Source organism: Streptomyces sp. YIM S03343 (genome assembly GCF_054729195.1).
Genome location: NZ_JBPUKX010000001.1, coordinates 2,887,027 through 2,902,729, shown reverse-complemented (window position 1 = coordinate 2,902,729; position 15,703 = coordinate 2,887,027). Strand labels below are relative to the sequence as shown.

11 protein-coding genes are annotated in these 15,703 nt (G+C 68.6%); all 11 read right to left on the bottom strand.

Annotated features, from left to right (window positions below):
• Positions 1 to 301 precede the first annotated feature (301 nt).
• A complete protein-coding gene (locus tag ACSYGN_RS12205) occupies positions 302 to 2,062 on the bottom strand; it encodes an ABC transporter ATP-binding protein (RefSeq protein WP_460394788.1) in 1,761 nt (586 codons plus the stop codon).
• Complete coding sequence (locus tag ACSYGN_RS12200; protein WP_460394785.1) at positions 2,059 to 3,870, bottom strand: ABC transporter transmembrane domain-containing protein; 1,812 nt, start codon at positions 3,868 to 3,870, stop codon at positions 2,059 to 2,061. The genes ACSYGN_RS12205 and ACSYGN_RS12200 overlap by 4 nt, the downstream gene beginning before the upstream one ends.
• 222 nt (positions 3,871 to 4,092) lie before the next feature.
• The gene (locus tag ACSYGN_RS12195) at positions 4,093 to 5,931 is read right to left on the bottom strand and encodes a glycoside hydrolase family 15 protein (RefSeq protein ID WP_460394782.1); all 1,839 of its coding nucleotides are present in this window, start codon (positions 5,929 to 5,931) and stop codon (positions 4,093 to 4,095) included.
• Between the two features lie 53 nt (positions 5,932 to 5,984).
• Positions 5,985 to 7,640: an alpha-keto acid decarboxylase family protein gene (locus ACSYGN_RS12190; RefSeq protein WP_460394779.1), complete on the bottom strand. Its 1,656-nt coding sequence runs from the start codon at positions 7,638 to 7,640 to the stop codon at positions 5,985 to 5,987.
• 18 nt (positions 7,641 to 7,658) lie between these two features.
• Positions 7,659 to 8,486 carry an MBL fold metallo-hydrolase gene (locus tag ACSYGN_RS12185; protein WP_460394776.1) on the bottom strand — a complete coding sequence of 276 codons (828 nt, stop codon included), beginning with the start codon at positions 8,484 to 8,486 and terminating at the stop codon, positions 7,659 to 7,661.
• Between the two features lie 16 nt (positions 8,487 to 8,502).
• Positions 8,503 to 9,507 carry a sugar phosphate isomerase/epimerase family protein gene (locus ACSYGN_RS12180; RefSeq protein WP_460394774.1) on the bottom strand — a complete coding sequence of 335 codons (1,005 nt, stop codon included), beginning with the start codon at positions 9,505 to 9,507 and terminating at the stop codon, positions 8,503 to 8,505.
• A 2-nt stretch (positions 9,508 to 9,509) separates the two neighbouring features.
• Entirely contained in the window at positions 9,510 to 10,424 is a 915-nt protein-coding gene (iolE, locus tag ACSYGN_RS12175; protein ID WP_460394772.1) for a myo-inosose-2 dehydratase, read from the bottom strand.
• On the bottom strand, positions 10,421 to 10,945 hold the full coding sequence (locus ACSYGN_RS12170; protein WP_460394770.1) for a hypothetical protein: 525 nt from the start codon (positions 10,943 to 10,945) through the stop codon (positions 10,421 to 10,423). The genes iolE and ACSYGN_RS12170 overlap by 4 nt, the downstream gene beginning before the upstream one ends.
• Complete coding sequence (locus ACSYGN_RS12165) at positions 10,942 to 12,054, bottom strand: ferritin-like domain-containing protein (protein ID WP_460394768.1); 1,113 nt, start codon at positions 12,052 to 12,054, stop codon at positions 10,942 to 10,944. Before ACSYGN_RS12165 ends, ACSYGN_RS12170 begins: the two co-directional genes overlap by 4 nt.
• A complete protein-coding gene (locus tag ACSYGN_RS12160; RefSeq protein WP_460394766.1) occupies positions 12,051 to 13,976 on the bottom strand; it encodes a GMC family oxidoreductase in 1,926 nt (641 codons plus the stop codon). The genes ACSYGN_RS12165 and ACSYGN_RS12160 overlap by 4 nt, the downstream gene beginning before the upstream one ends.
• Before the next feature lie 93 nt (positions 13,977 to 14,069).
• Complete coding sequence (locus ACSYGN_RS12155) at positions 14,070 to 15,494, bottom strand: glycoside hydrolase family 15 protein (protein WP_460394764.1); 1,425 nt, start codon at positions 15,492 to 15,494, stop codon at positions 14,070 to 14,072.
• Positions 15,495 to 15,703: the final 209 nt, after the last annotated feature.

The window sequence follows — 15,703 nt, the reverse complement described above, 5'->3', positions numbered from 1 at the left end:
CCGGTGCCGCAGAACCGTTTGCTCTCAACTGCCTTGTTCAACAAGGAACTTCGACATCCCCACACTCCCGGCAGCGCCACTGCCGACCCCCGCACCCCTCACACCACTCCGCCATCCCCCGCCTCGAAGCCACCACCACGGACCGCCCCCCCACCCACCGCTGTCAAGACGCGCCGCACCCTCGCACACCCGCCCCCCGCTTGGCGCGTTTTCACCCCCGCCGCACCCCCCGCACCGGACACACCTCCCCACCGAACCCCTTGTTCGACCACACCGCCGCTACGCCGCCCCTACACCCCCGCTAAACCGCCGCATCCCCGTGCCAGGTGTGCCACAGCGCCGCGTACGCCCCGCCCGCCGCCACCAGCTCGTCGTGGGTGCCGAGTTCGGTGATGAGACCGTCCTCCATGACGGCCACCCGGTCGGCGTCGTGCGCGGTGTGCAGCCGGTGCGCGACGGCGATGACGGTGCGCCCCTCAAGTACGGCGGCCAGGGCGCGCTCGGTGTGCCGGGCGGTCGTCGGATCGAGCAACGCCGTTGCCTCGTCGAGGATCAGGGTGTGCGGGTCGGCCAGCACCACCCGGGCCAGGGCGAGTTGCTGGGCCTGCGAGCCGTCCGTACGCCGACGCTCCGAACCCAGTGCCGTATCAAGGCCGTCGGGCAGCTCACGCACCCAGCCGTCCGCCCCGACCGCCGAGAGTGCCGCCCACAACTCCTCGTCGGAAGCCCCCGGTTCGGCGATCAGCAGATTGTCGCGGACCGTGCCCAGGAACACATGGTGCTCCTGTGTGACCAGCACCACCTGCCGCCGCAGCACCTCCGGCGCGAGCCCCGACACCGGCACCCCGCCCACGGTGACCGCACCGGTGCCCGGCGCGTCCACGCCCGCCAGCAGCCTGCTCAGCGTGGACTTCCCCGCCCCGGACGGCCCGACCACCGCCAGCCGCTCCCCGGGAGTCACCGTCAGGTCCACCCCGCGCAGCACCTCCCCGCCGTGCTCGTAGGAGTAGCGCACCCCGGTCACATCGATGCGGTCGCCGTCCGGCACCGGCGATACCGGCCCGGACCCGGCCCGCGGGGCTGCCGCGAGGCCCTCCACACGGGCGAACGAGGCACCGCTGCTCTGGAGTTGCTCCACATGCATCAGGATCTGGTCCAGCGGTTCGGTGAACTGCCGCAGATACAGCGCCGCCGCCACCACCGCGCCCAGGCTCACCGCCCCGTGCGCGTGCAGCGCGCCCCCGGCCAGCAGCACACCCGCCACCGGCAGCGAGTACGACGCCTCGACCACCGGGAAGAACACGGTGCGCAGCCACAGCGTGTGGAACCGGGTCCGCTTCGACTCGTCCAGCGCGTCCCGGCTCGCCGCGATCCGCCGTTCCTCCAGCCGGAACGCCTCCACGGTGCGTGCTCCGGCAGCGGTCGCGGCGAGGATCTCCGCGACCTCCGACGTGGCCGCGCCCTCGGCGAGATAGCCGTCCCGGGCGCGGCGCAGATACCAGCGCAGCACCAGCCAGACCGGCGTCAGCGCCAGGATTCCCACGGCACCCAGCAGCGGGTCGATGGCGAACACCGCGACCAGCACGAACAGTGCGTGCATGGCGTTCACCAGCAGTTCGGGCCCGATGTCCCGCAGCGCGGTGCCCACGGCGGCCACATCCGCCGTGCCGCGCGTGGTGAGGTCACCGGTACCGGCCCGCTCCACCGCCGACGCGGGCAGCGCGAGTGCCCGGTCCACGAACTCCTCCCGCACCCGGGCCAGGGTGCGCTCCCCGAGCCGGTAGCCCCGCTCGCGGGCCCAGCGCGCCAGCAGGAGCTGCGCCGCCGCGCACCCCAGGATCAGCGGCGCCAGCCGGTCCACGGCCCCGGTGCCCTGCCCGGCGCGCACCTCGTCGACGATCCGTCCCAGCAGCCACGGCCCGGCCGCTCCGGCCGCAGCGGCCACCACGTTCAGCGCCAGCACGGCGGCGAAGGCCCGCCCGTCGGCCCGCACCAGCCGCACCGCCGCCCGCCGCACCTCGGCCCGCCCCGCGACGGGCAGCCGCCCCGCCGTCGCGCTCACCCGGACACCTCCGACGCCTGTGACACGCCCGACGCGTGTGACACTTCCGCCCCCGCATCCGTCTCGTCATCCGGCTCGGCATCCGTCTGGTCATCCGTCTTGGCATACGTCTCGTCGTCCGCGTCCCGTGCGACCAGCGCCCGGTACCCCGGCTCCGCCGCCAGCAGCTCACGGTGCCGTCCGGTCGCCGCGACCTTGCCGTCGACCAGGTGGTGCACGGTGTCCGCGTGGTCCAGGACCAGCGGGGAGGTGGTGGTGACGACCGTCGTACGGCCCTCGCGGGCACCCCGCAGCCGTGCGGCGACGGTGGCCTCGGTGTGCGCGTCCAGAGCCGAGGTCGGCTCCACGGCCAGCAGCACCTCGGGATCGGCGAGCAGCGCCCGCACCAGCCGTACCCGCTGTCGCTGACCGCCCGACAGACTGCGGCCCTGCGCCGCCACGGCCGTGTCGAGCCCGTCGGGCAGCCCCTGCACGATGTCGTCGGCCGCCGCCGCCCGCACCGCCCGTGCCACCGCCCCGGCGTCCCGCTCCCGGCGCCCCCGCACCGTCTCGCGCAGGGTGCCCGCGAAGAGGTCGGCCTCGTTGTCCGCGACCAGGATCCGCTCCCGCACCTGACACAGGGGCACGGCGTCGACGCGTACGCCGCCCCACGTGACGTCGGACGGGGCGTACCGGCCGAGCCGGTCGACGATCTCGGCGGCGTCGCCGGGGCGGGCGCCGACCAGGGCGGTGAGGTGACCGGGTGAGACCCGTACGCCCGACTCCGGGTCGTGCAGCACGGCCGGGGCATCGGGTGCCGCGGCGCCGCCGTGGTCCGGCTCGGCCTCCAGACGCAGCAGCCCCACCACCCGCCGGGCGGCGACCATGCCCCGGTTGAGCTCGTAGCCCATCTCGACGAGGAACGCCACCGGCCCCACCAGGACCGCGACATAGCCGTACACCGACACCAACTCGCCCACCGTGATGTCCCCCTGGGCGGCGAGCCGCGCCGCGAGCCGGGTCACCACGGCAAGGAACAGCGTCGGCAGGCCCATCCCGAACGCCTGGATCCAGCTCGCCACCGCGCCGACCCGGTAGCCCTGTTCCCGCAGCCGCCGCGAGTCGTTCCGGAAGGCGTCCGCGAACAGCCCCTTGCCGCCCAGCCCGTTGAGGACGCGCAGGCCGCCCGCGAGGTCCCCGATCCGGGCGGTCAGCACGCTCTGCCGCTCCCGGTACTCGCCCTCCGCGCTCTGCAACCGCCCCAGCAGCGGCCCCGTCAGCACGGCGAGCACCGGCAGACCTAAGAGCACCACACCGGCCAGCAGCGGCGACATCGACAGCAGCAGCCCGGACACGACGGCGTAGACCACGAGGGCCCCGACGCCCGGACCGGTGATCGTCAGCGCCTGGCTGATGGTCTTGACATCGCTCACCCCGACCGTGACGACCTCCCCGGCTCCGGCCCGCCGCGGCAGCGCCGCCCCCAGCCGCACCGCCTGCCCGACGACCGCCTTCACGGTCCGGAAGTTGCCGTCCATCCGCACCCGGGTCATCGTGCGGTGCCGCACGATGCTCACCCAAGAGTTGAACATCCCGATGACCAGCAGTACGCCCGTCCACCCGGCCAGCGCCCACGGATCGCCCGCCACGATCCCCTCGTCCACGGCCCTGGCCAGCGAGTACGGCGTCACGGCCATCAGCACCATCCACACCGCGGACAGCACCGCCCCGGCCACCGCCCGCCCCGGCTGGCAGCGCACCAGCCACCACAGATACCGCCATCCGCCCCGCCGCTCGGGCGTCCCCGGATCCTCGTAGGCGTCGATCAACCCGTCCCCCTTCTCAGGCCGGTCGGTCTGGCAGGCGCTGTTGGAGGCTACCGAGGGGGACGACGGTCGCCCATCGAATAAATCGTTCGGCGATTGCTTCGAAGCGCGCGCACGCAGTACGCCCCCGGCCAGGGCACGCAGTCCGCCCCCGGCCAGGGCACGCAGTCAGCCCCCGGTCGGGAACAGGGCCCGCGACCGGGGGCGAATAGGACACCGCTCGGGCTAATGCCCGTCGAGGGCTTTGTCCAGGGTGATGGCCGCGTCGATGAGCGCGAGGTGTGTGAACGCCTGGGGGAAATTGCCCAGTTGGCGGCCCGTCAGGCCGATCTCCTCCGAGTACAGGCCCAGATGGTTGGCGTACCCCATCATCTTCTCGAACACCAGCCGTGCCTTGTCCGTCCGCCCCGCACGGGCGAGGGCGTCGACGTACATGAACGTGCACAGCGAGAAGGTGCCCTCAGAGCCGCGCAGGCCGTCGGGTGAGGCCGACGGGTTGTAGCGGTAGACGAGGCTGTCGCTGACCAGTTGCTGGTCGATGGCGTCCAGGGTCGATGCCCACATCGGATCCTCGGGGCTGACGAACCCGACCGTCCCCATGCGCAGCAGCGAGGAGTCCAGTACGTCACTGCCGTAGTGCTGGACGAACGCCTGCTGTTCCTCGCTCCACCCCTTGGCCATGACCTGTTCGTAGACGGCGTCCCGCTCGGTCTGCCAGCGCCCGGCCTCCGACGGCCAGCCCTTCGACTCGGCGAGGCGCAGCGCGCGGTCGAGCGCCACCCACGACATGACCCGGCCGTAGGTGAAGTTCTGTTTCCCGCCGCGGGTCTCCCAGATACCCTCCTCCGCCTGGTCCCAGTGGTCGTCCAGCCAGTCGAGGTTCGCCAGCATCGAGGTCCATCCCGCGTACCCGATCTGGAGTCCGTGCCGGTGCGCGAAGTAGATGCTGTCCAGCGCCTCGCCGTAGATGTCGAGCTGGAGTTGCGTCGCGGCGCCGTTGCCGATCCGTACCGGCCAGGAGCCCTCATACCCCTCCCAGTGTTCGAGGGTCTGTTCGTCCAGGTCGGATGAGCCGTCGACCTTGTACATGATGTTGAGCGGGCCCGTGTTCGTGCTGCTGCCGGCCCGCTCCTTGACCCGGTCGCTCAGCCAGGCGAGGAATGCCCGGGCTTCCTCGGTGAAGCCCAGCCCCAGCAGGGCGTACACGGAGAAGGAGGCGTCACGGATCCAGGTGAAGCGGTAGTCCCAGTTGCGTTCGCCGCCCAGTTGCTCCGGAAGAGCCGCCGTCGGGGCGGCCACCACGGCACCGCTGGGTGCGTAGGTCATGAGCTTCAGTGTGATCGCGGAACGCTCCACCTCCTCCCGCCAGCGCCCTGTGTAGCGGGACTGCGCCAGCCAGGAGCGCCAGAACGCCGTGGTCTCCTCGAAGAGCCGTTCGTATGCGGCCAGGCGGACCTCGGCGGGTGGCCCCTCAGCGTCCATCTCCAGAACCAGCCCCCGCTGCTGACCGGCCTGCAGCGTCAGCGAGAGATTCAGGTCGGCACCCTGGTTCGTGAGAACGTGGGCGAGCCGCTCGTCCTCCGGTTCACGGATGAGGTGCACGGTGAGTTCCGTGCCGTCCTCCGCGGCGAAGACCGCTCCGTGCGGGGTGATGTGCACCTCGTGCTTCCCGCGCCCGTAGTCGAACCGCGGGGCGATCTCCACCTGGAACGTCATGCTGCCGCGCACACAGCGGACCAGACGCACCAGCCGGTGGCGGGAGGTGACCGTGGTACCGGTCACGGGCATGAAGTCGACCACCTCACCGGCGCCCGCCTCGGTGATGAACCGGGTCACCAGGACCGCCGTGTCGGGCAGGTACAACTGCTTGGTCGCATGGGTCCCGTCCGCCGGCCGGACCGTGCAGTGCCCGCCCTTCCCTTTGTCCAGGAGCGCCCCGAAGACACTCGGAGAGTCGAACCGCGGGGAGCAGAACCAGTCGATCGCTCCCTCGGTGGACACCAGTGCCGCGGTCTGCAGATCGCCGATGAGACCGTGGTTCTCGATCAGTGGGTAGCCGTCCATCGGAGGGCCCCTTTCAGTGGCAGCGGCCAGTGCGGCTAATGCGGCTGATGCGGCTAGTGGGCCTTCCAGTTCGCATTGTCGGGGATCGCCTTTTCAGGCACTCGTACCTGGATGAGGGACGGGCTGCCGGAGTTCTCCAGCGCGCCCTTCATGGCGTCCCCCAACTCTCCGTACGTGCTGACTTCCCACCCCTGGCAGCCGAAGACGTCCGCCAGCATGCTGTAGTTCCACCGGTGCAGCAGGCACGGCCTGTAGAACGGCTCGGCGGAATGGAACACCGCCGCATCGGCGAGCCATTGCTCCACGGCGTAGACGCCGTTGTCGATGACGAAGACGATCGGATCGAGCCCGAACCGGGTCTGTGTCGAAAGGCATTGGGCGGTCATCTGGAAGCCGCCGTCACCGGAGAGGACGATGACCTTCTGGTCGGGATGCTTGGCCAGGCAGATGCCCGTCGCGGCCGGCGCGCTGTAACCGATCGACGAGTAGGAGGACTGGACGATGAACCCTCCCGGGCTCGGCACATCGAGCAGCAGGCTCCCGAAGTAGTTCATGCTCGCGTCGGCGCTGACGATGGTGTCTCTGTCGACGTACTGCTGGATGTAGTTGTAGAACCCCTGGTACGTGATGAAATCGGCCTCGTCCACGGTCGGCGCGGTGTGAGCCGGCTTTTCTGGCAGTTTCGGTGTCTTGGGCGCGATCGTTTCCGCCAGGATGCCGTCGATCAGGTGCTCCAGCGCGACCTGTCCGCCGAAGTAGGTGCCGAACTTGACCGCGTCGAACGACGCGAACGCGGTCTTGTCGTAGTCCGGGTCCCAGCCCAGCGCGTTGATGTCGGTCAGCCATACACCGAGGGCCAGGACGAAGTCGGACGCGTCGACCAGATCCATCACGGCCTTCGAGGACGCCTGGCCGTCGAACACGCCGGCGAACAGCGGATCGTCCTCGGAAAGGACGGCCTTGCTCAGGAGTTCCGTGACGAACGGGACGTTCAGTTGCCGGATCAGGGTCATGGCCTTGTCCTGAAGGCCGCTCCGGTCGATCTCCACGCCGAGCCAGATGAGCGGATTCTCGGCGCTCTCGAGCTGTGCGGAGATACGCGCGACCGACTGTTGGAGGCTGGTCTCGTCCGACAATTTCCTGGTCGGCTCGAGAACACCCCTCGGCGGCTCGCATTCCAAATCGACCATGTCCTGGAGCAACTCGATATAGATCGGGCGCCGTTCACTGATGCACCGGGTCAGGGCATAATCGATCAGCCCCGGTGCGAGGTCCGGATTGTCGATCCGTATGGCCGCTGTCGTCAGGTGCTCGAACGACTGAAGATCCGTTTCGCGACCGGTGATGAAGTGATGTGCACTGAAGCCGGTCTGCTCGAAGGTGAGGGTCTTCTTGATGCTCGGTGTGCCGTTGATCAGCACGAGCGGCACCTTTTCGACATACGCACCGGCAACGGCGTTCACGGCACACAAGGCGCCTGCGGAGTAGGTGACGCAGAGGGCGCCGATACCCTTCATCCTGGCGTATCCGTCCGCCGCGTAACCGGCGTTCACCTCATTGACTTCCTCGACGATATTGATACCGCCGGGCGCGACGTACCGGTTCAGCCACTCTATCGAGTAGTCGCCCGCGATGGTGAACAGGTGCTCCAGTCCGACTTGACGGAGCCGGTCTACCAGGTACCGTCCTACAGTGCAGCCCTCGTTCATGGTCGGACACCTCCGTGGTCAGTAGTCGCTCGCGCCGCCGAACAGCCGGGGCATGTAGATGTCGAAGATCCCCGGGCACCCGCGTTCCGGATACCGCTGCAGCATGAAATTCTTGAAGGCGTCGTCCGCCAGCCCGTCACCGATCGCCTGCCGAGCGGCAGAAAGGTACTCGATGTTGCGGGCGACTTCGTTCTTGTCAGCCGGCAGGCCATGGCCCGGCATGAACAACTCGTAGTCCGACACCAGCATGTCCTGCAGCACCCGAGTCCAGTGGTCCATGTGTTTCGTCAGGTACAGATGGGTGCCGCTGTAGATCAGGTCCTGAGCGAAATACACCCCCAGCTCAGGAAGCCTGATGGTGAGGTCGTAGTCGATTTCGGTGTCCGTCACCCGATCGAAGACATATCTGACCCCGTCGATCGTCTCCTCACCCGGACTGGCGACGTTCTTGGGAACGACTACGCGCTCCGGAAGGAGGTCGCCGAGTTTCCAGTGGTCACTTCTCGACTCTTCACCGTGCTCGTGGATGAAGGCCATGGTCTCGGACAGCGCATAGACCGCGACGTCGGTGAACCCGGTCCCCAGACCGAACCAGTGGTCAGGGTGCCGGTGAGAGAGATACAGCCTTTCGATCGGCTTGTTCAGGCTGTCCGCGTAGTCCCTGAACGCCCTTGCGTAGGGGGCGAGAAACTGCGCGTCGACGAGAACCAGCTGGTTCCTGGTTTCGATGATGTGCGTGGCGTTCGCGATGTTGTTGTGTGTGAAGGACGCGACGAAAGTGTGAATGCGGACATCGTCCGTCTGCTTCACGACCATGGCGATGTGATCTGACACCTGAGCCGGCATGCGAGCCTCCCCGCGGTTATGTGGTCTGCTTCCGCAGTTCCTCCAACGCGTCCCTCGCGACGTCGTAGGCGCTGTCCACGCCGGGCACCGGGTCGTCCTCGCCGGGCCGCCAGAAACGCCGGCGCGCCATGCGCATGGAGCTGTCGAACGGCGGAATCGCGTTGAACACTTCGATCAGGTACGGCCCGCGGAACACCGGCTCGATCACGTTCGAGATGATGTCCCACGGGATCCAGCTGTCCTTCACCGCGCCCCGGTCGGGTGCGGACAGGTGGACGTAGTACAGCCGGTCCTGTCGTGTCGCCCGCGCGACGTTCTCCTTGAAGACCGAGGGCCCCTGACTCTCCATCATGACCTGTGCCGTGTCGATCGTCACGCCGCCCTGCGGGTGCTCGAGGCATTCGAGGAAGTCCAGTGCCTCCGAGACCATGTTGGGCGGCGGTGTCTCCCAGCTCTTGACGGGCTCGACGGCGAGCTTCACCCCTCGCGCCGCGGCGTACTCCAGCAGCTCCTCGAAGACGGAACGCGCCGCGTGGTAGCGCGGCTTCATCCAGTCCTGCAGGGCGTCGCTCCAGATCGGCTCACCGGTGTCCGTGACCGGGAAGACCCCGTAGGGGTAGATGAACGGCCCGGACATGATCGAGTCGCCGCCCAGGACCCGTGTGATGTCGACGCGTGACTTGAGGTAGGACAGGGCCTGTGCGCGCTGCTCCTCGTAGGGCGACGTCGGGTCGAAGGTCCGTGTGGTCCCGACGTTGGTGGTGAACTTCACGTCCCCCAGGCCTGCCCTCTCGAAGGCCTTCTTGAGGCCCGTGTAGTGGTCGACCTCGACCTTGTGATCGACGGTCGGGGGCTGGGCGGCGATATGCACGTCGAAGCCGTCGTAGCCCATGTCGGTCAGGACTTCGAGGTGATGGATCAAGGTCTGGGTGTACCGGGCGTCCTGTGGCCGCAGATCGGCCGTGAACATGAAGAAGCTGAAGTAGACGTCTCGTCCGTCTCGTCTAGGTGTTGCGTTCATCGTCACCACCCCAGAACGTCGGCGAGGTAGGCGCGGGCCTTCTTGGCGTACTCGAGCGGGACGGCCTTGTTCGGGTCCTGCTCGGCTTCCACGACCAGCCACCCCTGGTAATGCGCGTCGGCCAGCACGTCGAGGATGGGCCGGAAGTCGATCGCCCCGTCCCCGGGCACGGTGAAGACGCCGAGCTCGATGCCCTCCTGGAACGACAGGCCTTCCTCACGCACCCGGCTCACCACCTCGGGCCGGACGCTCTTCATATGGACATGGCCGATGCGATCGGCGTAGGCCCGGGCCACGTCCAGCGGATCCTCGCCGGCGAAGGCCATGTGGCCGGTGTCGAGCAGCAGGTGGACGAGGTCCGGATCGGTCGAGGCCATCAGCCGGTCGATGTCGGCCCGCGTCATGACGCCGGTGCCCATGTGGTGGTGATAACTGAGCTTCATCCCGGCCGAGTCGGCGATCTTGCCGAGCTTGTCCAGGCCCGACGTCAGGGCGTCCCACTGGGCGTCGGTGAAGACCGGGCGGTTGGCGAACACGTCCACCGGAAGCAGATGCGACGACGCACCGAACTCGGCGACGACCAGCTCGTTTCCGCCCAGTGCCTTGATATGGGCCAGCGTCTCCTCGAAAGCGGCGATCGTCTTCTGCCGCATCCTGTCGATCGTGAAGTACGTACTCGTCCACGGCTCGGACACCCTGAGGCCGCGGAGATCGAGGGTGGCCTTCAGCTCGGCCGCGTCCGACGGGTACTTGTGCCCGAGGCTGCAGCCCTGGAAGCCCGCGAGCGCCATCTCGCTCACGGCCTGGCCGAAGGAGATACCGGCGTCGATGGTGGGGAAGTCGTCGTTCCACCACAGGGTGCAGCACACACCGAGCTTCACCTTGTCCGGGCTGAGGCGTTCGGCTACGACTGTCATCTTGTCGCCCCTTTGAGGTAGCGGTCCGCGATACGAGGTGGCTGGGCCCAGGAGCCGTACCCGGGTGCCTTGGCACCCGGAGGATTGGCCGCGATGGCCCGCCACAGCAGCCCCTCCGGGTAGGAGGCGGCGGCGATCGTGGAGGTCTGTGCCGGCGTATGGGCTCCGTAGCGGTCGGTCCACTCGGGTGGCAGCGCGTACCACATCCCCGAGTACCAGAGCTTGATCACCGTGCGGGCCACCGGCCCGAGCCGGTCGTCGCTGAAGATCCGGTGACGCAGGGCCCGGTCGAACAGATCGCGGTCGAGCGGGGTCCGGGCACGGCTTCCGGCCTCACCCGCCGCGTCGGCCCGGGCTGCCCGGTGGGCGTCCAGGAGGTCGGTGACGACCTCGTCGCCGCAGGCGGCCCGCACTTTCGCCAGATAGGGGTGGGCCATGCCGGTACCGAGCAGATCGGTCTCCTCGAAGGCGGTGAGGTCGACCGACAGCAGGAGGAACTTGTCGAACGACGGGACGGTCATGGCGTCACCGCCCGGGTCGTCTCGTCAGTACCGGGTGAGCCGTGCGGGTCGGACCCGACCGCGCCCGGAATCTCGAAGGTGGGAGCGGCGTGCAGGCCGCCGCTGCCCGGCAGGGGGTTGCGTATCAGCCGGCTGAACTCGTCGCGCAGGCGGAACATCTCGACGACGGCGTCCTGCAGGAGGTCCGGCTGTCCGTCGAACGCCTTGGTGAGCAGGGCGAGGAAGGCAGCGTAGTCGGCGTTGAAGTCCCGGGCGACACGGGCGAGTTCTGATCCCGCCGGGTAATCGGCCAGCTTGGCGCTCACCTTCACGTCGTAGACATCGTCCCAGGAGATGCTCAGCGGAGCTCCCGAGGGCGAATCAGGGCCGTCGCCCGCCTGGTAGTAGCGCCCGAGCTGGAGCTGTCGGAACCGGTAGTAGTGGGCCAGTTCCCCTTCCGCGTCCCATATACCCGAATCGAGGCCCTCGCCCTGGGCGGCGATGAAGTGCAGCGCGCGCTGGGCCGAGTCCAGGTCGGAGACGACGCTGATGTCCCCGCCGGCGGAGTAGAAGTACTCGGGCCCCACCTGCTGGGCCGGATCCCCGCAGAAGAGTGTGGGGTCGTCCTCCGCCACCTTCTCCAGCCCTTCGATGATCTCCTCATAGAACTCACCGATGCTGTAGAAGCGCATTCCCTCGGCCGTGGGGCTGGAGACCAGGAGCGGAGCCCTGTCATCCGGTTCCTGTATCAGCCGCACTTCGGCACTGGGGGCCTTGGCCGGCCGCTCGATCTTGCAGAACGTCTCCACCGCCTCGGGGGAGAAGGACCGCAGATCGACCGTGAAGTCGTCCTCCCCGTCGGGCAGATAGGCCGGATACGACGGCACGAAGCCGGGGACCGTCAGGTCGGGCTTCCCGCCGATGGCGTTCAGGACGTTGGCGACGAGGGTCAGGTGCAGCATCTCCTCCACCACGGCCACCCGGATGATGTGGGCGGCATCGGAGTTGGTGGTGGAGCGTATGGAGTAGTACGCGGTCAGGTACGGGGGGATGGTCGCGTGCTCGAGCGCCATCGCCGCGTCCAGATAGCGGACCAGGTCGTCGCGGTTCTCGATGGTCGTTTCGTTCACCGGGCTACCTCCCCTGAAGTCGGCGCTGTTGCGGCGCCGGTCGAGGTGATCTCGATCGGTGCGGTGTCGGAGTCGAGCTGGGCCAGCATGGCCCGGACGCTGCGCAGGCACAGGGCGGCGATGGTGAGCGTCACGTTCGACGTGCCCACGGTCGGCATGCTTCCCCCGCCGACCAGATAGAGGTTCTCGTGGTCCCAGCACCGCTGATCCGCGTCGACCACCGAGGCCGACGGGTCACTGCCCATCACATGGGTTCCGGCGAGATGGTTGCCCCCGCGGATCTCGTACCCCTCGCCGTCGTGGACGGCGTAGCCCCAGAAGTTCGGGTCGTATTGGGTGTGGTCCTCGGCCCCCAGGCGGGCGAAGATCCGTTTCGACAGCTGCCGGGCGTACGCCACCCCCCGCATCGTGTACTCGGGGATGTCGTAGGTGAGGACGGGCCGCATGTTCCCCAGCCGGTCGGTGAAGTCCGGGATCACGGTGACCCGGTTGCTCGGGTCGGCGGGGACCTCGACCATGAACGCGAGCTGAAGCTGGCGGGACACCCGGTCCACCAGACCCTGACGGAGGGAATCGCCGTAGCGGCCACCGGAGTCCACCAGGTCCATCAGGTCGGTCATCGGCGCGCCCCGGGCCCAGCCCCAGCCGTCGTTGTGGATGTCGACGCCGAACGCCGCCTGACGGCTGCGGAAGCGGCCCCCGCGCAGATCGGTGATGCCGCCCGTGCAGTTCGTGCCACGGAAGGTGCCGGCCACCTCCGGCAGCAGGCTCCACGCCAGCAGATAGGCGTGGTCCATGAAGTTCCGCCCCATCAGGCCGCTCGAACCGTGCAGACCGGAGGCCAGCATCAGCCGGGGGTTCTCCACCGCGTTGGCGGCCAGGATGAACAGCCGGCCGCGGGCTCTCCTGGTGGTGAAGGCCGTGCTGTCGGGGCGCTCGTAGCGGCGGTACTCGATCTCGGTCACCCGGTGCGTGTCCTCGTCGATGTGCACCTTGTGGGCCACCGCCTGGGCCACCATGTCGACCCGGCCGCTCCTCAGCGCCACAGCGAGGGTCTTGCCGGCGTTGTACTTGGCCTGCACCGGGCAGATGGGCACACAGTTGTTGTTGCCCTGGCACCGCTCGCCGACCTCGACCTGGTACGTGCTCACCGCCCCTTGCGGCACATAGCCCTTCCCGCCGTCGTAGTCCGGGTTCGGTATCCCGTTCCGGCCCTGCGGGAACGGCCGGACCCGCAGCTCCCGCTGCTCCCCGTCGAGTTCGACCGGCATCCCGTCGACGTCCTTGGCGACCATCTGGTCCAGATAGGACAGGGGCAGTCCCTTCATGGGGTACACGTAGTCCTCGTCGAAGGTGATCCCCAGGTAGGCCTGGTCCTCCACGTCGGCGGAGACACCGATCTCGCGCTCGGCCTCGTTGTAGTACGGGGCGAGGTCCTCGTAGGTGAGCGGCCAGTCGGCCCCCTCGCCGTAGAGCGTCCGCATCCGGAAGTCCTCGGGCAGCATCCGCAGCGTCTTGCCCTCCCAGTGCATGGTGGTGCCGCCGAGGACCCGCGTATAGGTGGTGTCCGTGGCGAAGGGCCCGCTCTGGACGAGGTAGGCGGAGGCGTCGGGCGCACCCGGGGTGATACGCCGTACGTCGGTGCCGCGGGGCATCGGGGCGTTGGAGACGACCGGGTAGGGGGCCTGGTTGTCCTTGCTGATGGCCGAGTAGAACCGGTCGAGGTAGTCCTCGTAGCGTCTCAGGCTCAGGTCCTCGGCCGGGCCCGCTTCGAGGATCAGCACCGTCTTGCCGGCCGCGCTCAGCCGCGAGGCGATGATGGCGCCGGAGATCCCGCCGCCGACGATGACGGCGTCGTAGACGACCTCGGCCGCATGGGTGCCGGTGTGCTTCGCCGCCCCCCTGGGGAACTTCTCGTACATGAGGCAGTCACTCCTTCTCTGCCAGGCGCAGCCGGGACCGGCGCGGCGGCCGGGTTTCGGTGTGGCGGTCGGCTTCGAGTCGGTCGGCCACGGTCACACGGCGGCCCGGGCTCGCATGGCGGACAGGTAGGCGGCGTAGCTCCACGTCAGATTGCGGACACTGCGCTGGTAGCCGGTGGTGCCGTCGAACTGCTCGGAGAGCTCCAGATGATCGCTGTGGTAGACGACGGCCATCACCATGGCGTCACCGGTGGCCTTCAGGGCCGCGGCGGCCACCGCGGGGGCCGCCGACGCGTCGACGCCGGACTGGGCGAAGAAGGGCGCGGACAGGTCGTCCACGGGAACTCTGCCGCTCGACCTGATCTCGGCGGCCAGCTTGTAGTGCAGCTCGGCAGCGTTGCATGTGGAGAGGGCCCAGGGGTGGCCGCCGAGCATCGGGTGCGCCGTGTCACCGTCGTAGACGTCGCCCGGGTAGCGGCCGAACATCGGCCCGATGCCGAACTGTTCCCTGTCCGACTTGTTGATCGGGTAGAAGGCGATGCCGCCCTCTTCCCACTGCGAGCGCAGCTGGGCCGCCGTGGCCAGCAGCTTGGTGTCGACGACGGGAACAGCGCCGTAGAGGGCCGCCTGGACGATGTCGATGTTCGGGTCGTATCCACTGACGACGGGATTCTGCGGCGAGGGCCGGCCCCCGGGACCCGGGTCGGCCAGCATGCTCACGTACGTGTTTCCGTCCCAGTGGCCCGCGAGCGCCTGGCGCAGCCAGTCGACGGCGGGCTGCAGCCCGGCCGGCTTGTCGATGCCGGCGACGGTCGAGGCCTGGATCTCCTCGAAGCAGCGCAACTGGGCGGCGCGGGCGAAGAAGCTGAACCCGGTGTGCTCCTCCCACAGGTTCGTGGTGGGGTACTCGTAGACGTCGAGGAGGTAGGCCACGTTCGCGTTCACCAGGTCGACCGCCCGCTTCTGGACAACGGGGTCGAGCTGGTCGTAGGCGGCCAGAACGGTGATCGTCTGCAGGGCCGGACCGTCGTTCTGCTCGGTCCACGGGCGGGCGTCGCCGGCGATGTTGAAGCAGGCGTGGCCTTTGGTCAGCGGCGGTTGGGCGCTGGAGTGGCAGAGGTCGGCGAACTGCACGTAGTCGTTGAGCGTCTGCACCGTCCCGCCCGGGCTCACGGGCAGGTCGGCCTGCGCCACCTCCATCGCCGTAATGGCCCCGTCGCGCACCCAGTTGAAGACGTAGTCCTCGTCGATACCGGGGGTCAGGGCAGGGAAGGACGGGGCGGCGATGATGCAACCCGGCTTCGAGTCACGGGAAACGTCGCCCGGCGACTGAGGATCGCTGTAGACGAAGCCGTCGCTCGCGATGTTCCGGAACATGAAGGTGAACATGATCGGCGCGAGCGACGGCAGATCGACCGCTCCCGGGGCAAGGGAGGTCTGGACGCTCGCCCGCGCTCGGGAAGCGTCGGCCGGACGGTTGGTGCGGGCGCGCATGTCGGGCGTGGGGGACTCGGACATTGCTGAACTCCGTCATCTTCCGAGCGGATCTGTCGGATCGAGTCGGCGGTCGGCGTCCTGGTCATGTGCGTCACGTGCGTCACGAGCGTCACGAGCGTCACGAGCGAGCGTCACGTGCAGAGAAAGGCTTGGAACCGAGTGCTGTCCATGGGCTGCCGCCACGGATACGCGGCATTCCGGCGCGAGCAAGCCGGATGGACGGCGCAAGT

What these genes read in the sequence shown, in the direction of transcription:
- ACSYGN_RS12190 (WP_460394779.1), bottom strand. Translation starts at nt 7,640, where the DNA reads ATGAACGAGGGCTGCACTGTAGGACGGTACCTGGTAGACCGGCTCCGT.
- ACSYGN_RS12180 (WP_460394774.1), bottom strand. Translation starts at nt 9,507, where the DNA reads ATGAACGCAACACCTAGACGAGACGGACGAGACGTCTACTTCAGCTTC.
- ACSYGN_RS12160 (WP_460394766.1), bottom strand. Translation starts at nt 13,976, where the DNA reads ATGTACGAGAAGTTCCCCAGGGGGGCGGCGAAGCACACCGGCACCCAT.
- ACSYGN_RS12185 (WP_460394776.1), bottom strand. Translation starts at nt 8,486, where the DNA reads ATGCCGGCTCAGGTGTCAGATCACATCGCCATGGTCGTGAAGCAGACG.
- iolE (WP_460394772.1), bottom strand. Translation starts at nt 10,424, where the DNA reads ATGACAGTCGTAGCCGAACGCCTCAGCCCGGACAAGGTGAAGCTCGGT.
- ACSYGN_RS12155 (WP_460394764.1), bottom strand. Translation starts at nt 15,494, where the DNA reads ATGTCCGAGTCCCCCACGCCCGACATGCGCGCCCGCACCAACCGTCCG.
- ACSYGN_RS12195 (WP_460394782.1), bottom strand. Translation starts at nt 5,931, where the DNA reads ATGGACGGCTACCCACTGATCGAGAACCACGGTCTCATCGGCGATCTG.
- ACSYGN_RS12170 (WP_460394770.1), bottom strand. Translation starts at nt 10,945, where the DNA reads ATGACCGTCCCGTCGTTCGACAAGTTCCTCCTGCTGTCGGTCGACCTC.